The sequence below is a fragment of the Bradyrhizobium canariense genome (genome assembly GCF_018130465.1).
Lineage (GTDB): Bacteria > Pseudomonadota > Alphaproteobacteria > Rhizobiales > Xanthobacteraceae > Bradyrhizobium > Bradyrhizobium canariense_C.
The window spans coordinates 626,085-648,428 of sequence record NZ_JAFCKJ010000002.1 but is presented as its reverse complement, the minus strand read 5'-3'; the positions used below and the strand labels follow the sequence as shown (position 1 = coordinate 648,428).

General features: G+C 65.0%; 19 protein-coding genes. 15 read left to right on the top strand and 4 right to left on the bottom strand.

The genetic code is table 11. The features are described 5' to 3' along the window. The first annotated feature begins 282 nt into the window (after window positions 1-282). From soxX to JQ591_RS07205, 11 genes are all read left to right on the top strand, one after another. Window positions 283-636 carry a sulfur oxidation c-type cytochrome SoxX gene (gene soxX / locus JQ591_RS07255; protein WP_211395325.1) on the top strand — a complete coding sequence of 118 codons (354 nt, stop codon included), beginning with the start codon at window positions 283-285 and terminating at the stop codon, window positions 634-636. Between the two features lie 37 nt (window positions 637-673). After that, window positions 674-1,165, top strand: a complete 492-nt coding sequence (gene soxY / locus JQ591_RS07250) for a thiosulfate oxidation carrier protein SoxY (protein ID WP_211395324.1) — start codon at window positions 674-676, stop codon at window positions 1,163-1,165. A 15-nt stretch (window positions 1,166-1,180) separates the two neighbouring features. Then, the gene (soxZ, locus tag JQ591_RS07245; protein ID WP_211395323.1) at window positions 1,181-1,492 is read left to right on the top strand and encodes a thiosulfate oxidation carrier complex protein SoxZ; all 312 of its coding nucleotides are present in this window, start codon (window positions 1,181-1,183) and stop codon (window positions 1,490-1,492) included. Beyond that, window positions 1,492-2,355 (top strand): sulfur oxidation c-type cytochrome SoxA, encoded by an 864-nt coding sequence (gene soxA, locus JQ591_RS07240; RefSeq protein WP_211395322.1) that lies wholly within the window; start codon window positions 1,492-1,494, stop codon window positions 2,353-2,355. Before soxZ ends, soxA begins: the two co-directional genes overlap by 1 nt. Beyond that, window positions 2,352-2,669: a hypothetical protein gene (locus JQ591_RS07235; protein ID WP_211395321.1), complete on the top strand. Its 318-nt coding sequence runs from the start codon at window positions 2,352-2,354 to the stop codon at window positions 2,667-2,669. The genes soxA and JQ591_RS07235 overlap by 4 nt, the downstream gene beginning before the upstream one ends. A gap of 55 nt (window positions 2,670-2,724) precedes the next feature. Beyond that, a complete protein-coding gene (soxB, locus tag JQ591_RS07230; RefSeq protein WP_211395320.1) occupies window positions 2,725-4,476 on the top strand; it encodes a thiosulfohydrolase SoxB in 1,752 nt (583 codons plus the stop codon). Continuing rightward, a complete protein-coding gene (locus tag JQ591_RS07225) occupies window positions 4,473-4,934 on the top strand; it encodes a hypothetical protein (RefSeq protein WP_211395319.1) in 462 nt (153 codons plus the stop codon). Before soxB ends, JQ591_RS07225 begins: the two co-directional genes overlap by 4 nt. 301 nt (window positions 4,935-5,235) lie before the next feature. Then, the gene (locus JQ591_RS07220; RefSeq protein WP_211395318.1) at window positions 5,236-6,273 is read left to right on the top strand and encodes an MBL fold metallo-hydrolase; all 1,038 of its coding nucleotides are present in this window, start codon (window positions 5,236-5,238) and stop codon (window positions 6,271-6,273) included. An 87-nt stretch (window positions 6,274-6,360) separates the two neighbouring features. Beyond that, a complete protein-coding gene (locus JQ591_RS07215) occupies window positions 6,361-6,534 on the top strand; it encodes a hypothetical protein (RefSeq protein WP_211395317.1) in 174 nt (57 codons plus the stop codon). Window positions 6,535-6,811: 277 nt separating this feature from the next. Further along, window positions 6,812-8,032 (top strand): MFS transporter, encoded by a 1,221-nt coding sequence (locus JQ591_RS07210; RefSeq protein ID WP_211395316.1) that lies wholly within the window; start codon window positions 6,812-6,814, stop codon window positions 8,030-8,032. Between the two features lie 79 nt (window positions 8,033-8,111). After that, window positions 8,112-9,827: an N-acyl-D-amino-acid deacylase family protein gene (locus tag JQ591_RS07205; protein ID WP_211395315.1), complete on the top strand. Its 1,716-nt coding sequence runs from the start codon at window positions 8,112-8,114 to the stop codon at window positions 9,825-9,827. Between the two features lie 217 nt (window positions 9,828-10,044). Here the strand turns inward: JQ591_RS07205 and JQ591_RS07200 are convergent, their stop codons facing one another. After that, window positions 10,045-11,391 (bottom strand): MFS transporter, encoded by a 1,347-nt coding sequence (locus tag JQ591_RS07200; protein WP_211395604.1) that lies wholly within the window; start codon window positions 11,389-11,391, stop codon window positions 10,045-10,047. 145 nt (window positions 11,392-11,536) lie between these two features. On the opposite strand from JQ591_RS07200, the gene JQ591_RS07195 reads away from it, so the two are divergent. Genes JQ591_RS07195 through JQ591_RS07180 form a run of 4 tightly spaced genes read left to right on the top strand, consistent with a single transcriptional unit; the run spans window position 11,537 to window position 16,135 of the window. After that, window positions 11,537-12,190 (top strand): ABC transporter ATP-binding protein, encoded by a 654-nt coding sequence (locus JQ591_RS07195; protein ID WP_211395314.1) that lies wholly within the window; start codon window positions 11,537-11,539, stop codon window positions 12,188-12,190. Continuing rightward, entirely contained in the window at window positions 12,187-14,649 is a 2,463-nt protein-coding gene (locus JQ591_RS07190; RefSeq protein WP_211395313.1) for an ABC transporter permease, read from the top strand. Before JQ591_RS07195 ends, JQ591_RS07190 begins: the two co-directional genes overlap by 4 nt. After that, window positions 14,639-15,721: a lipocalin-like domain-containing protein gene (locus JQ591_RS07185; RefSeq protein ID WP_211395312.1), complete on the top strand. Its 1,083-nt coding sequence runs from the start codon at window positions 14,639-14,641 to the stop codon at window positions 15,719-15,721. The genes JQ591_RS07190 and JQ591_RS07185 overlap by 11 nt, the downstream gene beginning before the upstream one ends. Window positions 15,722-15,748: 27 nt before the next feature. Continuing rightward, window positions 15,749-16,135 carry an MAPEG family protein gene (locus tag JQ591_RS07180; protein WP_211395311.1) on the top strand — a complete coding sequence of 129 codons (387 nt, stop codon included), beginning with the start codon at window positions 15,749-15,751 and terminating at the stop codon, window positions 16,133-16,135. Between the two features lie 175 nt (window positions 16,136-16,310). Here JQ591_RS07180 and JQ591_RS07175 read toward each other — a convergent pair whose 3' ends face one another. The 3 genes from JQ591_RS07175 to JQ591_RS07165 form a co-directional block, all read right to left on the bottom strand. Then, window positions 16,311-17,504, bottom strand: coding sequence for an ABC transporter substrate-binding protein (locus JQ591_RS07175; RefSeq protein ID WP_211395310.1), 1,194 nt, complete (start codon window positions 17,502-17,504; stop codon window positions 16,311-16,313). Between the two features lie 194 nt (window positions 17,505-17,698). Next, the gene (locus JQ591_RS07170; protein WP_211395309.1) at window positions 17,699-20,863 is read right to left on the bottom strand and encodes an efflux RND transporter permease subunit; all 3,165 of its coding nucleotides are present in this window, start codon (window positions 20,861-20,863) and stop codon (window positions 17,699-17,701) included. Further along, window positions 20,860-22,077, bottom strand: coding sequence for an efflux RND transporter periplasmic adaptor subunit (locus JQ591_RS07165; protein ID WP_211395308.1), 1,218 nt, complete (start codon window positions 22,075-22,077; stop codon window positions 20,860-20,862). Before JQ591_RS07165 ends, JQ591_RS07170 begins: the two co-directional genes overlap by 4 nt. Window positions 22,078-22,344 lie beyond the last annotated feature (267 nt).

Below are 22,344 nucleotides of genomic sequence, written 5' to 3'. Positions count from 1 at the left end.
CCCCTTGAAAAAAACGAGAACGCGATGAAAACAGGATGAGCGCCCAAACGCCCTGGAAACAGCCGGCCCACGCCACGGCCCTTAACTCTTGGTCCAAACTACTCTTGGGCCAAACTCTTGGTCCAAATCGACTGAACAAATAATCTCTTTAGTTGCAATGCGGAAGATATTAACTCCATTTTGTCGCGTGCATAGTCTTGATTGTCAGGCGGTGCCCTTTGTGCTTTGGAACGCTTCTATTTCGCGATCGAGATCATCGACATAACGCCTCGGAATGACGCCTTGACCGCCTTTTCCCGGACGCCCGTCCTGTTCATCCTGCTGGCCATTGCCGCCGGCCTCGCCAGCCCGGCGTGGGCGCAGTCCGCTGTGGCCGACGGCCAGAAACTCGCCTTCGACCGCGGCAAGGGCAATTGCCTGACCTGCCACGTCATTCGGGGCGGCGACCTGCCGGGAACGATCGGGCCGGAACTGAGGGACCTCAAGGCCAAGTACCCCGATCGCAACGAGCTGGCCGCGATCATCTTCGACGAGACCAAGCGCAATCCGCAGACCATGATGCCACCGTTCGGCCGGAACCGGATTTTGACCGAACAGGAGATCAGCGCGATCGTTGATTTCCTGCAGACCCTGTGACCGCCGGCACGCCAAGAGATTGGTTAGGAGACCTGAGATGACCTCACTCACCGGCCCAAGCGCGACGCGGCGCCTGATCCTTCAGGGCGCAGCCTCGGTCGCGCTGCTCGGCCTCGGCAATCTGCCGTTCGGCGCCGCTCCCGCGCGCGCCGCGGCCAACGACAAATATCCGGAAGAGGCCTTCAAGCAGAAGAGCGAGGCGGACGCCATCAAGGCGCTCTACGGCAAAACCGCCGAGCCGTCCGACAAGGTCAAGCTGGACGCCCCCGAGATCGCCGAGAACGGCGGCGTCGTGCCGATCTCGGTGACGACGACGCTCGACAAGGTCACCTCGATCTCGTTCTTCGTGGCCGAGAATCCCAACGCGCTGGCCGCGTCCTACAGGATTCCCGACGGCACGATCCCTGGTGTCGCCAACCGGCTGAAGATGGCCAAGACCACCAACGTGGTCGCGATCGTGGAGGCCGACGGCAAGCTCTACAGCGCGACCAAAGAGGTCAAGGTCACCGTCGGCGGCTGCGGCGGTTAAGCGAGGAAGATCGAGATGGCATCCAGCATTCGCGTCCGCGCCACCGCCAACGGCGACATCACCGAGGTGCAGGCGCTGATCCAGCACCCCATGGATACCGGCTTCGTCAAGGACGCCAAAGGCGAGCTGATCCCCGCGCATTTCATCCAGCAGCTGAAATTCGAATGTAACGGCAAGGACGTCTTCGTTGCCGATTGGGGCACCGCGGTCTCCAAGGACCCCTACGTCAAGTTCAGCTTCAAGGGGGCCAAGAAGGGCGACGACCTCAAGGTCTCCTGGACCGATAACAAGGGTGGGTCGGACACGACCACCGCGAAGATCTCGTGATGAAGGCCCGCGCCTCCATCCTGCTTGGTTCGTTGAGCGCCGCGCTCGTCGCGTTCGCCCTCACCTCTCCGCGCGTGGTCGCGGCCGACAAGGTCGATCCAGTTGCCGATGCGAGAGCGTTCCAGAACTTCTTCTTCCAGAAATTCCCGACCGTGAAGCACGAGGATTTCGTCAACGGCCCTTATTCCATGAACGAGGACATGAAGCGGCAGTGGCAGGAGAAGGAGGAATTCCCGCCCTACGAGTTCGCGCTCGACGCCGGCAAGGAGATGTTCGCGACTCCGTTCAAGAACGGCAAGACCTATGCCGACTGCTTCCCGAACGGCGGCATCGGCATCCGCCAGAACTATCCTTATTTCGACGATAAGGAAGGCAAGGTCGTCACGCTGGAGCTGGCGCTCAACCGCTGCCGCGAGGCCAATGGCGAGGCGCCTTATTCCTACGTCAAGGACGAGATGGCCTCGCTCACGGCCTACATGGCCTTCACCTCGCGCGGCAAGCCGATGGACATCAAGATCCCCGACGATCCTCGCGCGCTCGCGGCATTCGAGAACGGCAAGCGCTATTTCTACACGCGCCGCGGCCAGATGAATTTCTCCTGCGCGAGCTGCCATGTGCAGAGCCCGGGCGAGCGCATCCGCGCCGAGATCCTGGCGCCGGCGCTCGGCATTTTGAACGCGATGCCGATCTACCGCTCCGAATGGAGCGGCATGGGCACGACCAGCCGCCGCTTCGTCACCTGCAACAGCCAGACCCGCGCGGTTCCGCTGGAGCCGCAGGCGGATGAATATCGCGACGTCGAATATTTCCTGTCCTACGTCGCCAACGGCCTGCCGATATCGGGACCGGGAGCGCGGCCATGAAGCCGTCACTTCCTCTCGCCATGGTGCTCGCCTTTCTGCTCGCCTTGGGCCTCGCGCCGGCGGCGCGCGCGGCAAATGAGGCGGATTACAAGACGGCCTATTCCGCCGCCGAAGCCGCCTCGAAGGAGGCTGCCAGCTTGCGCCACCAATGGACCGTGACCGTCTCGGCGCTGGCCGCAGCGAAGAAGGCGGCCGATGGCGGCGATTTCGACCGCGCCGTGGCCGCAGCCAAGGAGGCCGAGGCACTGGCGAAGGCGTCGATCTTCCAGGCCACGACCGAAAAAGAAGCCTGGAAGGCGATGGAAATCCGCTAGACTGTTCGCTAGTGCAACAGCCTTGCGACCATGAGAGGGCGCGGAGAATTTCTGGATGGCGATCCGCCGCCGCGATTTCCTGAAGAGTGCAGGCCTTGCCGCCGCATCGCTCAGTCTGCCGCGGCTTGCGCGCGGCACTGAGGCCGCGAGCTTTTACGACCTCGAACGGTTCGGCAATGCGCGCATCCTTCACCTCACCGACACGCATGCGCAACTCAATCCGGTCTATTTTCGCGAGCCCAGCGTCAATATCGGGATCGGCGAGATGGCAGGACGGCCGCCGCATCTGGTCGGCCGCGCCTTCCTCGACCATTTCGGCATCAGGCCCGACAGCGCGGATGCCTATGCCTTCAGCTGCCTCGAGTTCGAGAAGTCCGCAGGCCGCTTCGGCAAGCTCGGCGGCTTCGCCCATCTGAAGACGCTGATCGACCGCTTGCGCGGCGATGCCGGCGAAAAACACTCCGTGCTCGTTGACGGCGGCGATCTCTGGCAGGGCACGGGACTCGCCAACATGATGCAGGGCCGCGACATGGTGGAGGCCGCAAACCTGCTCGGTGTCGAGGCGATGACCGGGCATTGGGAATTCACCTATGGCGAGCAGGCGCTGCGCGACAATCTCCGGCGCTTCAGGGGCGAGTTCCTGGCGCAGAACGTTTTTCTCACCGAGGAAGCCGCATTCAACGACGCCGCCGCCTTCGACAAGGCGACGGGGCGCGTGTTCAAGCCCTCCGTGATCAAGGAGCTCGGCGGCCATCGCGTCGCCATCGTCGGCCAGGCCTTCCCCTACGTGCCGATCGCGCACCCCAAACGGTTCACGCCGGACTGGACCTTCGGCATCCGCGAGGAAGAGCTCCAGAGGCATGTCGATGGCTTGCGCGGCACCGACAAGGTCGATGCGGTCATCCTGCTGTCGCACAACGGCATGGACGTCGATCTCAAGCTCGCAAGCCGCGTCACCGGCATCGACGTCATCCTCGGCGGCCATACCCATGATGCGATCCCGCAGCCAATCGCAGTGAAGAATGCGAGCGGCACGACGCTCGTCACCAATGCCGGCTCCAACGGAAAATTTCTGGCCGTGCTCGATCTCGCGCTCGACAAGGGCAAGGTCAGCGACGTCAGGTATCATCTGCTGCCGGTCTATTCCGAGCTGTTGAAACCCGATCCCGCGATGGCCGAACTGATCGGCCGGTTGCGGGCGCCCTTCGTCACCGACTGGTCGGAGAAGATCGCGACGCCCGATCGCCTGCTGTATCGCCGCGACAATTTCGCCGGCCCGGTCGACGAACTGATCTGCACCGCGTTGCGCACCGAGCTTGACGCCGAGATCGCGCTGTCGCCGGGCTTCCGCTGGGGCGTCACCGCGCTGTCCGGCCAGGCGCTGACGATGGAAGATCTGCTCGCGGAGACCGCGATCAGCTATCCCGAGACCTATGTGCAGGAGATGACCGGCGCGCAGATCAAGGACGTGCTGGAAGACGTCTGCGACAATCTCTTCAACGCCGATCCCTATTACCAACAGGGCGGCGACATGGTGCGCGCCGGCGGGCTCAGCTACACCTGCATGCCGACGGCGGCGATCGGCAGCCGCATCTCCGAGCTGAAGGTCAATGGCAGCAAGGCGCTCAACGCCAACCACCGCTACAAGGTCGCGGGCTGGGCCTCGGTCAACGGCCAGCACGGCGCGCCGGTGTGGGATGTGGTGGCAAAATATCTGCGCTCGGGCCGGATGATGCAGGAGCGGCTCGGCTCCGGCATCACGCTGAAAGGCGTCGAGGGCAATCCGGGCATTGCAGGACAGGGATGATGCGGTCGCAAATCCTATCCGCGATGCTGCTGGCGCTGCTCGCCTCGGCGGCGGCGATGCCGCCGGCTCTTGCGCAGCAGGTGCCGCTCCAGGACAAGCCGTTCGCCGAGCACAAGGTCGTGCTGCAGCTCTCCGATGGCGATGCGAAGAAGCAAGCTCTGGTGCTCAGCGTCGCCAACAATTTGCTGAAGGCCTACGACCCCGACAAGGTCGCGATCGAGGTGGTGGCGTTCGGTCCCGGCATCGATCTCCTGTTCACCGGCAGCGAGCGCCGCAAGCAGGTCGAGAGCCTGATCGCGCAAGGCGTACGCTTCGACATCTGCCTCAACACCGTCGACACGATCGAGCGGGAGACGGGCAAGCGGCCGGAGTTCATCCCCGCGGCCACGCCGGTGCAGGTCGGGGTCGGGCAGATCCTGTTTCTCAGCGAGAACGGGTACACGGTGGTGCGGCCGTAATCCCCAAGCCGTGGCACTGCGCCCCTTCCTCCCTCGGTGTCATTCACCGCGAAGGCGGGGAATCCAGTACGCCGCGGCTTCTCCGTATCCCCTCGCCGTCTCTGGAATACTGGATCGCCCGCTTTCGCGGGCGATGACAGCGGTGGGCGGGCGACGCCGCGATTTGCCACCCCAACGCTGCCACCCCGGCGCGATCCCCGCGCTACAAATCTTCTAAATTTTCTTGTCTACACAGTAGATTGCTTCTCTTTTTGACCCGAAACATAGTAGAATTTGAAATCACTCCACGCCGGGTCTTGCCATGATTTTCCGCCAGCTCTTCGACAGTGTTTCGGGTACCTACAGCTATCTCCTGGCCAGCCGCCCCGGCGGCGAGGCGCTGATCCTCGATCCCGTGCTGGAGAAGGTCGATCGCTACTGCCAGCTGCTGCGCGAGCTCGATCTCAAGCTGGTCAAGGCCGTGGACACCCATCTGCACGCCGACCACGTCACCGGCCTTGGCGAGCTGCGCGACCGCACCCATTGCATGACCGTGATGGGCGACCAGACCAAGGCGGACGTGGTGGCGATGCGGGTTGCCGACGGCGACAAGGTGACGATTGAGGGCCTGGCGCTCGACGTGATGTACACGCCCGGCCACACTGACGATTCCTATTCCTATTTGATGGGCGACCGCGTCTTCACCGGCGACACGCTGCTGATCCGCGGCACCGGCCGCACCGATTTCCAGAACGGCTCGTCGCGCGCGCAATATGATTCGATCTTCAACCGCCTGCTCAAGCTGCCGGACGAGACGATGGTGTTTCCGGCGCATGACTACAAGGGCGACACCGTCTCCACCATCGGCGAAGAGAAGCGCTACAATCCGCGGCTCCAGGTGCGCTCGGTCGACGACTATATCGAGCTGATGGCCAATCTGAAGCTGCCCAATCCGAAGATGATGGACGTCGCGGTGCCCGCCAACATGCATGTCGGCCTGCACCAGGAGGAGCTGGAGAAAGAGGGCCGCGCGCTCCACGCCGTCGAGGCGATCCGCAGCCTCGGCCGTCCCGATATCCTGCTGGTCGATCTCCGCGAGACCAATGAGCGGATGAAGCACGGCATGCTCGAAGGCGCGCTGCATACGCCCTATCCGTCCGTCGAGGACAGCCTCAAGCCCGGTGGCATGCTGCGCGAGGTCGCGGCCGCCACCGGCCGCCGCGTCGTGTTCTTCTGCGCCTTCGGCGAACGCTCGGCGATGGCTGTAGCCGCCGCCAAGGAAGCCGGCCTCACCAACACCGCGCATATCGCCGGCGGCATCGATGCCTGGAAGAAGGCCGGCGGGCCGGTGGTGCACTGACCGCCTCGCCGACGGCTTGAGATAAGTCAGGTACCGCACATATCTTCCGGATAGAATCGGGTGCAGCATCACCATCCGGGACCAGCCATGGCCAAGATCGGCAAGCCGAGCGAGCCGCCCAAAATTGCGGACAACAAGCCAGCGGAAGACAAGGCGAAGAAGCCCCCGCCTCCGCGCGACACCGACGACGATGATTCCGAAGACGGCGACATCGCAACGCCGAAGCGCGACCGCTACGGGGCGGACGACGAGCCGTTGTGAGACTGCCTGTGTTTTGGCGACTCGCGCCTCCTCTCCGCCGTCGTCCTGGCGAAAGCCAGGACCCATACCGCGTGATCCCTCGATTGTGACAGGTCGCAATACCAAACGACGAGTCTTCGCCAAACTACTCCCTGTGGGAATGGGTCCTGGCTTTCGCCAGGACGACGAGCGGGGAATCGCCCCCGCCCGCGCTACTGCCATGCGCCTGCGTTCATGGACAAATAACCGCTCTGCCCGATAGTTTGCGCGTCTCCAAAGGACGTGAAACGGAACTGCAATGGTCGACGTTCTCGCCGCACCGCAGCAAGGCAAGGCGGACAGCGCGCTGCGCACGCTGACGGGAATTTCGATCGCGCATTGGGTCAGCCATTTCCATCTGCTGGTCCTGCCGATGCTGTTCCCGTTCCTGAAGAGCCAGCTCGGCGTCGGCTATATCGAGCTCGGCTTCGCGCTGACCGTGTCCGCCGTGGTCTCGGGGCTGACGCAGGCGCCGACCGGCTATCTCGTCGACCATTTTGGCGCGCGAAGGATCCTGCTGGGCGGCCTCACCCTCGGCGGCTTCGCGCTGATCCTGCTCGGCCTGCATCTGAGCTACACCTCGCTGATCGCCTGCGCCGTGCTGCTCGGGCTCGCCAACAGCGTCTACCATCCCGCCGATTACGCCATCCTCGCCGAGCACATGGACGAAGCGCGGATGGGCCGCGCCTTCTCGATCCATACCTTTGCCGGCTATTTCGGCGGCGCGGTGGCGCCGGCGATCGTCGCCGCACTGGTCACCGTGTCCGGCGGTGCCGGCGCGCTGATCGCATCGGGCGCGATCGGCGTTCTGGTCGCGGTGTTGCTGGTGACCATGAACATTCCCGATGCCGGCGCGCACAAGACGAAGCCCGGCACCGAGAACGCACCAAAGCAGGCCGTGATCACGCCGGCGCTGATCACGCTGACGGCGCTGTTCATGCTGCTCAGCCTGTCCGTCGCCGGCATCAACAATTTCGGCGTGGTGGCGCTGATGAGTGGCTATGGCGCGACCTATTCCGCGGCCAATGTCGCGCTCACCGCCTTCCTCGGTGCAAGCGCCGCCGGCGTGCTCGCGGGCGGCTTCCTTGCCGACCACACCGAGCGCCACGGCTATGTCGCCGCCGCTTGCTTCGCCGCGAACGCGGCGATCGTGCTGCTGATCGCGCTGGTCACGCTGCCGGGCTGGGCGCTGACCGCCACGATGGCGACCGCGGGATTCCTTTCCGGCGTGATCGCGCCCTCGCGCGACATGCTGGTGCGCAATGCAGCCCCTCCCGGCGCGGCCGGCCGCGCCTTCGGTATCGTCTCCACCGGCTTCAATCTCGGCGGCATCGTCAGCCCGCTGCTGTTCGGCTGGATCATGGACCAGAGCGCGCCGCATTGGGTGTTCGGCGCCTCCGTGATCTTCATGGCCGCGACGGTGGTGCTGTCGCCGTTCACGGAGCGGAAGGCGAAAGCCACGGTCGCGACGCAACCCTGAACGCACTTCCCCGCGGTTGACACCACGCCTGCGCGCCCGAAAATGCGCCCAAGCAAAACAACCATCGGGAAGAAACACCATGAGCATCCCTGATCTCGTGATCCGCGGCGGCACCGTCGCGGATGGACGTGGCGGCGAGCTGTTTGAGGCTGACGTCGCCATCACCGGCGGCAGGATCAGCGACGTTGGAAAGATTGCATCAACAGGACGGGAAGAGATCGACGCGCGCGGAAGGCTGGTGACGCCGGGCTTCGTCGACGTGCACACGCATTACGACGGCCAGGTCACCTGGAGCCAGGACATCACGCCGTCGTCGCAGAACGGCGTCACCACCGCGATCATGGGCAATTGCGGCGTCGGCTTTGCGCCGTGCAAGCCTGTCGATCACACCCGCCTGATCCAGCTCATGGAAGGCGTCGAGGACATTCCCGAGCCGGTGCTCAGCGCCGGCATTCCCTGGGCCTGGGAAAGCTTTCCGGACTACATGGACTGGCTCTCCAGGCGCGATTTCGACATCGATGTCGGCGCACAGCTGCCGCACGCCGCGCTGCGCGTCTATGTCATGGGCGAGCGCGGCGCGCGCCGCGATCCCTCGACCGCCGAGGACAACGCGGCAATGGCAAAGCTCGCGGGCGAAGCGGTGCGCTCGGGCGCGTTGGGCTTCTCGACCTCGCGCACGCTCAACCATCGCACCTCGACCGGCGATTTCACCCCGACGCTGAAGGCCGGCGAGGACGAGCTCACCGCGATTGCGGGCGCGATGCATCGCGAGGGCCGCAGCGTGCTGCAATTCGTGCTCGACCTCTCCACCATCGACGAAGACCTGCCGATGATGCTGCGGGTGGCTGATGCCACGAAGTGCCCGATCTCGTTCTCGATCACGCAGAACGACAAGTCGCCGCAGCGCTGGCGCCAGACGCTGGACGAGATCAACGCGGCAGCGAAGCGCGGTCTCTCGATCACGGCGCAGATCGCCGCCCGCCCGGTCGGCCTCTTGCTCGGATTGGAGCTGTCGCGAAACCCGTTCCAGACCCATCCGAGCTACAAGGCGATCGCGCATCTGCCGTTGAAGGAGCGGCTGGCGCGGCTGCACCAGAGCGAAGTGCGCAAGGCGATCCTGAGCGAAACCGCGACCGCGACCGACGATCCGCTGTTCTTCCGTCCCAACTACGACAAGATGTTCTTGCTCGGCGATCCCCCCGATTACGAGCAGCCGCCGGCGAACGCGCTGGGCCCGCAGGCGCGCAAGCAGGGCCGGCAGCCGGAGGAGCTCGCCTATGAGGCGATGCTGTCGGACGGGGGCCGCGGCATGCTCTATGTGCCGTTCCTCAACTATGCCGACGGCAATCTGGATGCGACGCGCGAGATGCTGATCGATCCGCAATCCGTGCCCGGCCTCTCGGACGGCGGCGCGCATTGCGGCATCATCTGCGATGCGAGCTTTCCGACCTATCTGCTGACGCACTGGACGCGGGACCGCAAGCGCGGCGAGAAGCTGACGATCCCGTTCGTGGTCGCCGCGCAATCGCGCAAGACCGCGCTCTCGGTCGGCCTCACCGATCGCGGGCTGATCGCGCCCGGCTACAAGGCCGATCTCAACGTGATCGATTACGACCGGCTGCACCTGCATCCGCCGAAGGTGCATTACGATCTGCCGGTGGGCGGACGGCGGCTGTTGCAGGATGTCGACGGGTACGAGGCGACGATCGTGTCGGGCGTCGTGACGCGACGGCACGGCGAGGCAACGCGAAGCCGGCCGGGGAAGTTGATCCGGGGTGCTCAGGGAGTGAATTAGCGAAGACTGCGTCTGAGGCGCGAAAGCCGCACCTCACTCTCGCTGTCGTCCGGCGAAAGCCGGGACCCATACGCCGCAGCAATCGTTTTGCGAAGACTCGAAGTTACCAGAGACTCGGAGTTACCAGCTTCGCCCCAAACCGCGTCCTGTGTTTATGGGTCCCGGCCTTCGCCGGGACGACAGTTGTGGTTGGGGCGGGCAACGCGCGCGGCCAACCTTACGTCGGCGACACCGCGCTCTTCAGCGGCGCGGCCTGCGGGACAGCTCCACCGGTCAGCCTGGCCTTTTCCGTGTTGGGCCAGAGCAGGAGCAGCCCGAGCACACCGGAGCCGACCATGATCGCGGCGTTGATGGTGAAGCCGGTCATGTAGCCGTCGAGCATGCTGCCGGCGCGCTGGATCACGCTGCCCATCACGAGCGGCGCGATGATGCCCGAAAGCGTATAGAGCGCACCGTAGATCGCGAGAACCGCGCCGCGCTGCGACGTCGGCGTGAACTCGCCGAGCATGGGCGGGCAGACCACGTAGATCGCGCCGCACAGGCCGGAGCCGACCACGAGCAGGGCGATCTGGAGGCCCGCGCCTTGGACTTGCGGCATCATCGCGAGGATCAGGCCGCCGACGATCAGCGGCACCGAGCCGAGCACGCCGCGGGAGATCCGCGTCGTGTAGCCGCGTGCCAACATCACCTGCGAGATCCAGCCCGTGAGAATGACGATGGTCGCTCCGAACACCCAGGGAAGGATCGAGACGAAGCCCGCCTGAGACTGCGAGAAGCCGAGGCCCTTGACGATGAAGGGCGTGAACCAGGTGAGCCCGAGCGACAGCGCCCAATAGGCGCCGAAGGTCGCGGTCACACAGCCGATGAAGGTGCGCGATGTCAGGAGCTGGAGATAGGGTATTTTAGGCTCGATCACGGCCGATGCGTGGGTGTCCAGCGGGCCTTCCTTGCCGAGTGTGAGCCAGGCGGCGACCCAGACCAGGCCGACGATTCCGAGCGCACCGAACGCATAGTGCCAGGAATGATTGACGATGATCCAGTTCAGCGCCGGGACCGCCAGGATCACACCAAAGGCCGAACCCTGCGACAGGATTGCGGTCGGCATCGTGCGCTTCTCGTCGGGGAACCATTTGTAGATCGCGTGCATCGCCACCGAGGCCGCCGGGCCCTCGCCGGCGCCGAGCACGATGCGGCAGATCAGGAGTGTGGTGAAAGAGACGGTGCCGACCATCGGAAACTGCGTCAGCGCCCAGATCACCGCGAGCGTCAACAGCACCCAGCGGGTCGGTACCTTGTTGACGATGAAGCCGACCACGATGGCCGAGATCGAGAACAGGAAGAAGAACGACGAGCCGAGCAGGCCGAACTGCTCGGGCTCGAGCTTCAGCTCGGTCATGATCGGAACGCCCGCGAGACCGACGACGATCTTGTCGGCGAAGTTCACCAGCATGAAAAGAAACAGAAGAAATGTGACGGTCCAGGCACCCTTTGGCGTTTCCTTGGGCGCTTCCTTGGACGTCCCTGTCATCTTGCCCGCCGCGGGCCGCGTTCCCTGAGCGCTCATCATTCTCCCCGTCGTCCCTTTTTGGCACTTTTTTGATTTGGTCCTCTTAGGAGCTAACAACGGCTTCAAAACCAACGCAACCCGGCATTTCCGCAGCAAGTGTGCTACGCAGCAATTCCGCTAATTCCGTCCGGCGCCATTCATCGTGCTGAGCATCCGAAACCTCTCCAAGACGTTCTCTTCGGCCGGCGAGCCGGTCCATGTCCTGCGCGGCGTCGATCTCGACCTCAAGGCCGGCGAACGCGTCGCACTGACCGGCGAGTCCGGCAGCGGCAAGAGCACGCTGCTGCACCTGATCGCAGGGCTCGATGCCGCCGATGGCGGCACGATCCGGCTGGAAGGCACCGAGGTCACCAAATTGTCCGATGCGGGACGCGCGGGCCTGCGGCGCGACCGGATCGGCCTGGTGTTTCAGCAGTACAACCTGATCCCGAGTTTGTCGGTCGGGGATAATCTGGTGTTTCAGGCGCGGATCGCCGGCCGGTACGACGCAGCTTGGTACAAAGAGCTGATCGAGCGTCTCGGACTTGGCGGCCTGCTCAAGCGTTATCCAGAACAATTATCAGGCGGACAGCAGCAACGGGTCGCGATCGGCCGGGCGCTGGCGACAAAGCCGTCGTTGCTGCTGGCGGACGAGCCGACCGGCAATCTCGACGAGGCCACCGCCGAGGACGTGCTGGCCCTGACGCGCGACCTCGTCACGCGCACCGGCTGTGGCTTCCTGATGGTGACGCACAGCCTGCATCTGGCCGCGACACTCGATCGCCACGTCAACTTGCATGCAGGGCGGATCGCATGAGGCGCGCGCTGTGGGTCCTCGCCGTGCTGCTCAGCCATTGGCGGCGCCACAAGATGCAGTTCGCGACGCTCCTGATCGGGCTGATCGCGGCGACCGCGCTGTGGAGCGGCGTGCAGGCGATCAACCAGCAGGCCCGCAACGCCTATGACCGCGCCGCGGCAACCTTCGGCGGTGCGCGCACGCCGATGCTGGTCGCGCCTGATACCGCGACCTTTCCGCAGGAACTGTTCGTCAAGCTCCGCCGCGCCGGCTGGCCGGTGTCGCCGGTGCTGGAGGGACGGGTCCAGGTCAACGGGCGCTCGGTCCGGCTGCTCGGCATCGAGCCCGTGACGCTGCCGGTCGATGTCGGCAACGCACCTCGCCTCGGCGCCGCCGATTTGAGCAGCTTCGTCGCGCCGCCGGGCCAGACGCTGGTGGCACGGGAGACGCTGACCGATCTGCAGGAGCAGGAGGGCGCGGCGCCACCGATCAGCAGCGGCGTAAAACTGCCGCCGCTGCGCGTGCTGCCGCAGCTCGTGCCCGACGTGCTCGTCGTCGACATCGGCGTGGCGCAGCGGCTCCTCAACAAGCCGGACCAGATCTCGCGACTTCTGGTCGGCAAGCCGAACGGCAAGCTCGCGCCATTGGCGCGCGTCGTCGGCGACCAGTTGCAGCGGGTCGAACCCAATGCGGAGACCGAGCTGGAGCGCCTCACCGACAGCTTTCATCTCAACCTCACCGCCTTCGGCCTGCTGTCGTTCTTCGTCGGTCTCTTCATCGTCAATTCAGCCGTCGGCCTCGCCTTCGAGCAGCGGCTGCCGATGCTGCGCACGCTGCGGGCCTGCGGTGCCTCGGCACGACTGGTCAACACGGTGCTGGTGGTCGAGCTGGTGGCACTGGCGCTGGTCGCAGGCCTGATCGGGCTTGCCTGCGGCTATTTCATTGCGGCCGCGCTCCTGCCCGACGTCGCGGCGTCGCTGCGCGGGCTCTATGGCGCGCAGATCCCGGGGCAGCTCACGCTCCAGCCTGAATGGTGGCTCGCCGGAATCGGCATCAGCATTGCCGGCGCGCTGGTGGCCGCGGCGACCAGCCTGATCAAGGCTGTCAGGATGCCGGTGCTGGCGACCGCGCAGCCGCGCGCCTGGCAACAGAGGCAGCGCCGTTGGCTGATCCTGCAAAGCCTGGCTGCCTGCGCCGTGTTCGCGGTCGCGCTGTTGCTGCTCCAGTACGGGCAATCGCTGATCGCGGGCTTTGGCGTGCTGGCAGCGCTGATGCTCGGCGCCGCGTTGATCCTGCCGGCCTTCCTCGAACTCATCCTGCTGGTCGGGCAGCGTTTCGCGCGAAGGCCGCTCGCGCTGTGGTTCTGGGCCGACAGCCGGCAGCAGCTCTCGGGTTTGTCGCTGGCGCTGATGGCGCTGCTGCTCGCGCTCGCCGTCAATGTCGGCGTCTCCACCATGGTGGAAACATTCAGCCGCACCTTCATCGGCTGGCTCAACGGGCGGCTCGCCGCCGACGTCTACATCAGCGCCTCCGACAATGCGAAAGGCGTCGCGATCCGCAACTGGCTGAAGGAGCGCGGCGATGTCCAGGCGATCCTGTCGGGCGGACGTGCCGAGGCGCAGGTACGGGGCCAGCCGGTGGAATTGCTCGGCCTGCCCGATCACGCGCTCTATCGCGAGCGCTGGCCGCTGCTGGAAGCCGCGCCCCGTGCCTGGACCCAGCTCGTACCCGGCAATGCCGCCTTCATCAGCGAGCAGCTGAGCCGTCGCCTCAACGTCCGCGTCGGCGATGTCGTGGAAGTCCCGGCGCCGGGTGGCACCTGGGAGCTCGACATCGTCGGCATCTATGCCGATTACGGCAACCCCAAGGGCCAACTCGCCGTGAACGTCGCCGCGCTGATCCGGCAATTTCCGCAGACGCCGCAGACACGCATCGGCCTGATCGTCGCCAAGGAGAATATCCCCGGCCTGATCGCGGCGCTGCAGAAGCAGTTTGCGCTCGACGACCGCAGCGTCGCCGACCAGGCGACGGTGAAGGCGGAGTCGATCCGGATCTTCAACCGCACCTTTGCGGTGACGTCGGCGCTGAACGCGTTCACGCTCGGCGTCGCCGGGATCGCGCTTCTGACCAGCTTGCTGACATTGGCGAACTCGCGCCTGCCGCAGCTGGCGCCGCTCTGGGCGATCGGCATCACGCGGCCGCGGCTTGCCGCGATCGAATTGACCAAGACGCTGTCGGTCGCGCTGTTCACGTCGCTCCTGGCCGTGCCGCTCGGGCTGCTGGTGGCGTGGTGCCTGATCGCGATCGTCAACGTAAAGGCGTTCGGCTGGCGGTTGCCGTTCCACGTGTTTCCGCTGCAACTGGTCGAGCTGGTCGCAGTCGCGCTGTTCGCCTCGTTGCTTGCCGCCCTGCTGCCGATGATCCGACTGGCCCGGATGCAGCCGGCGAGCCTCGTCAAGGTGTTTGCCAATGAGCGCTGACAGGATCTCTCGGCGCGGCTTCGCCGGCGGCATCGCCGCGCTCGTGGCTGGCCGCCGCGCGGGCGCGCAAGGCTATGCCGGGCTCGGCGAGACGGCCGATGGCTTTGCGAAGGTAACGCCCGGCAAGACGTTCGCCTTTCCGGGCGATCACGGGCCGCATCCGGAGTTTCGTATCGAATGGTGGTATCTCACGGCGAATCTCGTCGATGCCAGCGGCGCCGCTTGCGGCCTGCAATGGACGCTGTTTCGCCAGGCGACGCAGCCGGGACCGCAAGGCGAGGGCTGGGCCAATCAACAGGTGTGGATGGCCCACGCCGCGGTGACGCGCGCCGACACCCATCGTTTCAGCGAGCTGTTTTCCCGCGGCGGTGTGGGGCAGGCCGGCGTCACGGCGAAACCGTTCGCAGCCTGGATCGACGATTGGGAGATGAACGGTTCCGAGCGCACCGGCGATCGAACCCTGGCGCCGCTGACGCTGAAGGGCTCGGGCACCGACTTCAGTTACGCGCTGACGTTGGAGGCCGATCGTCCAGTGGTGTTGCAGGGCGACGGCGGCTACAGCCGCAAGTCGGAGCGCGGACAGGCCTCCTACTATTACAGCCAACCGTTCTATCGCGCCCGCGGCACGCTCACCATCGACGACAGGATGGTCGATGTTTCCGGCCAGGCCTGGATGGACCGCGAATGGAGCAGCCAGCCGCTCGACGCCGACCAGACCGGCTGGGACTGGCTATCGCTGCATCTCGCGTCCGGCGACAAGCTGATGCTGTACCGGCTGCGCCAAAAAGACGACCAAAATCATCCGTTCGGAAACTGGATCTCCGCCGCCGGCGACACGCAAATGATTACGGGCGGCGACATCCAGATGAGTCCGAAGGCGACCGCCGAGGTCGGGGGACACAAGCTGCCGGTGGAATGGCAGATCGCGATTCCCTCGCGGTCGTTCTCGATCCTGTGCAAGCCGCTCAATCCAAAGGCCTGGATGGGGACCGGCTTCTCCTATTGGGAAGGGCCGATCAGCTTTGCCGGCACGCATGACGGCGTTGGCTATCTCGAGCTGACCGGGTATTGAACCGGGACCTCGTCGAAGGGACTTGCGATGTATCACCTCACCGCCCTCGTCACGCTGCTGGCGATCCTGTTCTACTTTTTTACCACCATCAACGTGTCACGCTCGCGCACCAAAACCGGCGTCAAGGTGCCGGCGATGACCGGCCATCCGGATTTCGAGCGCGCCTTCCGGATCCAGATGAACACGCTGGAATGGATGCCGATCTTCCTGCCGTCGCTCTGGCTGTTCGCGATTTACATCGGCGACACCGGCGCAGCGCCGATCGGCGCGGTCTGGATCGTCGGCCGCATCGTCTACTTCATCGGCTATTCGAAGGCCGCCGCAAAACGCGGCCCGGGCTTCATGATCCAAGGCGTCGCGGCGATTGCGCTGTGGGCGGGGGCCCTGGGAGCGTTGGTGCTGCGGCTGGTGTGAGGCCGAACTGCGACGACCCGCTCAGTGTCGTCCCGGCGAAGGCCGGGACCCATAACCACAGGATGTGGTTTGACGAAGACTCGGAGTTACCAGTTCGCGCCCACAACTCCTCCCTGGGGTTATGGGTCCCGGCCTTCGCCGGGACGACATGGGAGTTATTGGCGCGGTCCTGCCCTCACTTCGTCAGCGGGCAGCCGCTGTCCTTGGCGGTGAAGAACGCCTTCTCGCCGGGAACGACCGCGAGCTGCTTGTAATAGTCCCAGGGCTTCTTCGATTCCGAGGGCTTCTTGACCTCGAACAGATACATGTCGTGGACCATGCGGCCGTTCTCGAGCACCTTGCCGCCTTGCGCGAAGTCGTCGTCAACCGGCAGCTCCTTCAGCTTCTTGGCGACCGCATCCGGATCCTTGGTGCCGGCGGCCTTGACCGCCTTGAGATAGCTCAGCGTCGCCGAATAGGTGCCGGCCTGGATCATGTTCGGCATCCGGCCGGTGCGCTTGAGGAAGCGTTCGCCGAGATTGCGGGTGCGGTCGTTGATATCCCAGTAATACCCCTCGGTCAGCACCAGGCCTTGCGCGGCCTGGAGTCCGAGGCCGTTCACTTCGGCGAGCGTCATCAAGAGGCCCGCAAGCTTCTGGCCTCCGGAAACGATGCCGAACTCGGACGCCTGCTTGATCGAGTTGGTGGTGTCGAGACCGGCATTGGCGAGGCCGACGATCTTCGCCTTCGAACTCTGCGCCTGGAGCAGGAAGGAGGAGAAGTCCGAGGAGTTGAGCGGCACGCGCACCGAACCGAGCACCTTGCCGCCATTGGCGGCGACGATCTCGCTGGTGTCCTTCTCCAGCGCGTAGCCGAAGGCGTAGTCCGCGGTGAGGAAGAACCAGGTGTCGCCGCCGGCCTTGGTCAGCGAGCCGCCGGTGCCGACACCGAGCGCGCGGGTGTCATAGGCCCAGTGGAAACCGTAGGGCTGGCACGCATCGCCGGTGAGGCGCGAGGTCGCGGCGCCGACGACGATGTCGATCTTCTTCTTTTCCTTGGAGAGCTCGTGGATCGCGAGCGCGACCGACGAGGTCGTCAGCTCCGTGATCATGTCGACGTTCTCGACGTCGTACCAGCGGCGCGCGATCGAGGTCGCAAGATCCGGCTTGTTCTGGTGGTCGGCGGTGACGAGCTCGATCTTCTGGCCGAGCGCCTCGCCGCCAAAATCCTCGATCGCCATCCTGGCGGCCTCGACCGACCATTTGCCGCCGTAATCGGCGTAGACGCCGGACTGGTCGTTGAGAATGCCGATCTTGACGCCTTGCGCAGAGGCCGGCGCGGCCAGCAGCAAAGCCGACATTGCGACAGCGGCCAAAAGTGCTGATTTCATAGGTTAGCTCCCAGCAGTTTTCTGTTTTGAAATCGCGCGGATACTAGTGAAAAACCCCGCGCCTGCCCATCCATTGCGTGTTGGTCGTTAGTATGAAGGGCGGCCCTACATCGTCGTCCCGGCCTAGTGCGCAATTGCGCACTGGGCCGGGACGACACTGTGATTGTTCTGGCAGCGCGGGCACCAAGAACCAATCAGCCCACCGTTTTCGGCTTCCCGTCGTTCTTCCCCTCCGCCAGATTCCTCACCACCACGTAGAAGATCGGCGTGAACAACAGCCCGAACAGGGTGACGCCGATCATGCCGAAGAACACGGCGACGCCGACAGCCTGCCGCATCTCCGAGCCCGAGCCGGACGATATCACCAGCGGCAGCACGCCGAGGATGAAGGCGAAGGACGTCATCAGGATCGGCCGCAGGCGCAAGCGGCAAGCGTCGATCACGGCCTCAAGCCGCGGCTTGCCTTCGTTCTCGATGTCGCGGGCGAACTCGACGATCAGGATCGCGTTCTTCGCCGCCAATCCCACCAGCACGACAAAGCCGATCTGGGTGAGGATGTTGACGTCCTGCCCCATGATGCGCACGCCGATGGTGGCGGCGAGCAGGCACATTGGCACGATCAGGATCACCGCGAACGGCAGGGTCCAGCTGCCATATTGCGCGGCGAGCACGAGATAGACGAACAGCACGCAGATCGGGAACACGTAGAGACCCGCATTGCCGCCAGTGATCTGCTGGTAGGACAGGTCCGTCCATTCGAAGGTAAAGCCGCTCGGCAGGGTGTCGTCCGCGAGTTTCTTGATGGTGTTGAGCGCGGTGGTCGAGCTGGTGCCCGGCGCCGGCTCGCCCTGCAACTCGGACGCCGCATAGAGATTGTAGCGCGCGACCCGGTCGGGGCCCGAGACGTCCTTGAACTCGACCACGCTGCCGAGCATCACCATGTCGCCGGAAGCGTTGCGCGTGCGCAGACGCGACAGATCGGTCGGCTCCTTTCGGAACGGGAAGTCTGCCTGTGCGGTGACGTGATAGGTACGGCCGAACAGGTTGAAGTCGTTGACATAGGTCGATCCGAAATAGGTCTGGATCGTGTCGTTGATGTTGGCGATGGGAACGCCGAGCTTCTGCGCCTTGGTGCGGTCGATGTCGACGAAGAGCTGCGGCGTATTGGCCGAGAACGGCGAGAACACCGTGGGAGCGAGCAACGAGGGCGATTTGCGCGCCGCGGCGACAAGCTCGTCGGTAGCCGCGGCGAGCAGCTCCGGCCCGCGGCCCTGGCGGTCCTGGATGCGGATGGTGAAGCCGCCGCCGGTGCCGATGCCGGGCACGGCCGGCGGCGGAATGACGATGATGAACGCGCCCTGGATCGCGGCCAGGCGCTTGCGCAGCTCGACCGTGATGGCGTTCGCAGACAGCCCCTTCTTGATCCGCGCCTCAGGCTCGTCGAACACCGGGAACAGCGCCGCAGCATTGCCCGCTTGCGTACGGGTCGCGCCGGAGAAGCCGGCGAAGGCGGCGACGCGGATGATGCCCGGCGTATCCAGCGAAATCCGCTCGATCTCGCGCACGACCTCGGTGGTGCGCGCCAGCGAAGCCGCGCCCGGCAATTGCACGGAGATGATGACGTAGCCGCGGTCCTGCGCCGGAATGAAGCCCTGCGGCGTGGTCGCGATCAGCCAGCCGGCGCTGCCGATCAGCACGACATAGATCAGGATCATCACCACCGAGTGCCGGATCACGAAATTGGCGAGGCCGGCATAGCCGTGCGCCAGCCGATCGAACACGCGATTGAACACGCCGGTGAAGGCGTTCCAGCCGCGTGCAATCACGTTCCAGCTTGCCGGCGGCCGCTTTTCCTCATGCGGCGTGAGGATCTGCGAAGCCAGCGCCGGCGACAGCGTCAGCGAGCAGAAGCAGGAGATTGCGGTCGCGACCGCAATGGTGACGGCAAATTGCTGGAAAAACTGCCCAGAAATGCCACCGATGAATGCAGTCGGAACGAACACCGCGCACAGCACCAGCGCGATCGAGACCAGCGCGCCGCCGACCTCTTCCATGGTCTTGAGCGCAGCATCGCGCCGGCTCAGGCCGTGCTCGAGATGGCGCTCAACGTTCTCCACCACCACGATGGCGTCGTCGACCACGATGCCGACGGCGAGCACGAGACCGAACAGCGTGAGATTGTTGATGGAGAAGCCGAGCGCCGCCATCACCGCAAACGTGCCGACCAGCGAGACCGGGATCGCGATGATCGGAATGATCGCGGGTCGCCATCCCTGCAAAAACACCAGCACCACGATGACCACGAGCAGCATGGCCTCGTAGATGGTCTTGATCAGCTCGTGGACGGACTGCGCGATGAACTCGGTCGGGTTGTAACCGATATTGTAGTCGAGGCCTTTCGGAAAGCTCTCCTTGAGCTTCGTCATCGTGTCGGAGATGCTTTTTGCCGTCGCGAGCGCGTTCGATCCCGGCCGCTGCGTCACCAGCATCGCGACCGCCGATTTGCGCAGCAGGAAGCTGTTGGTGGAGTACGCCAGCGCACCGAGCTCGATACGGGCGACGTCGCGCAGGCGCACCGTGCGGCCGTCGGAGCCGGCCTTGATCAGGATGTCCTCGAACTGCTTCTGGTCTTTCAAACGCCCGGTGAAGGTGAGGTTCGGCTGGAAGGCGCGGTCGGCGATCGGCGGTTCGGCGATCTGGCCACCCGCGATCTGCACGTTCTGCGCACGGATCGCGGCGAGCACTTCGGCCGAAGTCAGGCCGAGATTGGCGATCCGGTCGGGATCGAGCCACAGCCGCATCGAATAATCGCGTGCGCCAAAGATCTGGATGTCGCCGACGCCGTCGATGCGCAGCAGCTGGTCGCGGACCTGGAGCAGCGCGTAGTTGGAAATGTAGAGCTGGTCGAAGGTGTCGTCGGGCGACAGCATGAACACGACCATCAGGATGTCGGGCGAGTTCTTGCGGGTGACGACGCCGTTGCGCTGGACTTCGTCCGGCAATTGCGGCTGCGCGATCGCGACGCGGTTCTGCACCAGCACCTGGGCCTTGTCGAGGTCGGTGCCGAGCTTGAAGGTCACGGTGATGGTGAGCTGGCCGTTCGAGGTCGCCTGGCTGTAGAGATACAGCATGTCCTCGACGCCGTTGATCTGCTGCTCGATGGGAGCTGCAACCGTGTCGGATACGGTCTGCGCGGAGGCGCCGGGATATTGCGTGGTGACGACGACGGTCGGCGGCACCACTTGCGGATATTCGGAGACAGGCAGCGTGGTATAGGCGAGCGCGCCGACGATCAGCAGCACGATCGACAGCACCATGGCCAGGATGGGCTGGTTGATGGAGAGACGGCCGAGATTCATGACTTGTCACCCGGCTTGCCACCGGCCGGGGCTGGCGCAGTCTGCGGGGCGACCTTGGCACCGACACGGGCGCGCTGGATGCCGTTGACGATAACGCGGTCCTCCGCCTTCAGCCCCTCGCGGATCACGCGCAGGCCGTCATCGAGCGGCCCCAGCGTCACCGGACGCGCCTCGACAGTATCGTCCGGCTTCACCACGAACACGATCTTGCGCGACTGGTCGGTCGCGACCGCGACGTCCGGAATCAGGAGCGCCTCATAGGGCGCGCTGCCGATCAGCCGAACGCGGCCGAACTGACCAGGCAGGATCGAGAGATCCGTGTTCTTGACCACGGCGCGGCTGCGCAGCGTGCCGGTCGAGACGTCGAGGCGGTTGTCGAGGAAATTGATGGTACCCTCGTGCGACGCCTTCGTCTCACCCGCCAGCGTGACCTGTACCGGGTTCGCCGTATCGCGCGAGCTCGGGCGGCGACCTTCGAACCACAGCTTGCTGTATTTGATGAAGGTCGCCTCATCCATGTCGAAATAGACGTAGATCGGATCGAGCGTCACGATCGAGGTCAGCAGCGTCGACGAGCCGTTGTCGCTGCCCTGCACCAGATTGCCGGGGCTGACGAGATGCCGGCTGACCCGGCCGGTGATCGGCGCGGTCACATGCGTGAATTCGATATTGAGCCGGGCGGCCTTCAGAGCGCCTGCGGCCTGCGTCTCCGCGGCGTGCGCGGCCTGCAAGGCCTGCCGGCGCTGGTCGACGGCCTGCTCGGAGACCGCGCTGGTCTGGACCAGGCTCAGGCCGCGGTCGAGCTCGCGCTTGGCAAGCTCCACCTTGGCACGCGCGTCGGACAATTGGCCGTCCGCCTGCTCGGCCACCGCCTCGAACGGACGCGGGTCGATGACGTAAAGCAGGTCGCCCTGATGCACGATCGCGCCATCCTGGAACTCGACGGAGTTGACGAAGCCGCCAACGCGGGGGCGCACCTGCACCTCCTCGACCGCCTCGAAGCGGCCGGTGAACTCGTCCCAATCGGTGACGGTGCGCTTGACCGGCTGGGCGACGGTTACCGGCGCGGGCGGCGGAGCGCCCGCTTGCGAGGTCGGCTGGCCGCAGCCTGCGAGAGCGAATGCCGCGACGAGAAGCCCGGCGATCGCGCGAGGTCGAGGCGAAACGAAATCGTGCTTTTTAACAAATTGCTCGCTTCCGTCCGGTCCACTCATCCCAGGTCCTCGCATCAAAACGGCGGAAATAGCAGGGTACGCGCCTACCCGCGGGCGACACAAGATGGGTCGCAATGATGAACTCTTCAAGACCAAAGCGCGGGTAATGCTCGGCGAGATACCCTAGCCGGATGATGGGTTGACAGGTCCTTCTTCGGCCGGGCTTGTCCCGGCCATCCACGCTTTGCCCCGTGGCGCAAAGAACGTGGATGCCCGGGACAAGCCCGGGCATGACGACCTCTCGGCCAGCGTCTTCGCGCATGACGA

Coding starts and splice junctions, on each gene's coding strand:
- soxY (WP_211395324.1), top strand. CDS start 674: ATGACCTCACTCACCGGCCCAAGCGCGACGCGGCGCCTGATCCTTCAG.
- soxA (WP_211395322.1), top strand. CDS start 1,492: ATGAAGGCCCGCGCCTCCATCCTGCTTGGTTCGTTGAGCGCCGCGCTC.
- JQ591_RS07205 (WP_211395315.1), top strand. CDS start 8,112: ATGAGCATCCCTGATCTCGTGATCCGCGGCGGCACCGTCGCGGATGGA.
- JQ591_RS07210 (WP_211395316.1), top strand. CDS start 6,812: ATGGTCGACGTTCTCGCCGCACCGCAGCAAGGCAAGGCGGACAGCGCG.
- JQ591_RS07220 (WP_211395318.1), top strand. CDS start 5,236: ATGATTTTCCGCCAGCTCTTCGACAGTGTTTCGGGTACCTACAGCTAT.
- JQ591_RS07200 (WP_211395604.1), bottom strand. CDS start 11,391: ATGAGCGCTCAGGGAACGCGGCCCGCGGCGGGCAAGATGACAGGGACG.
- JQ591_RS07185 (WP_211395312.1), top strand. CDS start 14,639: ATGAGCGCTGACAGGATCTCTCGGCGCGGCTTCGCCGGCGGCATCGCC.
- soxB (WP_211395320.1), top strand. CDS start 2,725: ATGGCGATCCGCCGCCGCGATTTCCTGAAGAGTGCAGGCCTTGCCGCC.
- JQ591_RS07180 (WP_211395311.1), top strand. CDS start 15,749: ATGTATCACCTCACCGCCCTCGTCACGCTGCTGGCGATCCTGTTCTAC.
- JQ591_RS07215 (WP_211395317.1), top strand. CDS start 6,361: ATGGCCAAGATCGGCAAGCCGAGCGAGCCGCCCAAAATTGCGGACAAC.
- JQ591_RS07190 (WP_211395313.1), top strand. CDS start 12,187: ATGAGGCGCGCGCTGTGGGTCCTCGCCGTGCTGCTCAGCCATTGGCGG.
- JQ591_RS07235 (WP_211395321.1), top strand. CDS start 2,352: ATGAAGCCGTCACTTCCTCTCGCCATGGTGCTCGCCTTTCTGCTCGCC.
- JQ591_RS07225 (WP_211395319.1), top strand. CDS start 4,473: ATGATGCGGTCGCAAATCCTATCCGCGATGCTGCTGGCGCTGCTCGCC.
- soxZ (WP_211395323.1), top strand. CDS start 1,181: ATGGCATCCAGCATTCGCGTCCGCGCCACCGCCAACGGCGACATCACC.
- JQ591_RS07165 (WP_211395308.1), bottom strand. CDS start 22,077: ATGAGTGGACCGGACGGAAGCGAGCAATTTGTTAAAAAGCACGATTTC.
- JQ591_RS07170 (WP_211395309.1), bottom strand. CDS start 20,863: ATGAATCTCGGCCGTCTCTCCATCAACCAGCCCATCCTGGCCATGGTG.
- JQ591_RS07175 (WP_211395310.1), bottom strand. CDS start 17,504: ATGAAATCAGCACTTTTGGCCGCTGTCGCAATGTCGGCTTTGCTGCTG.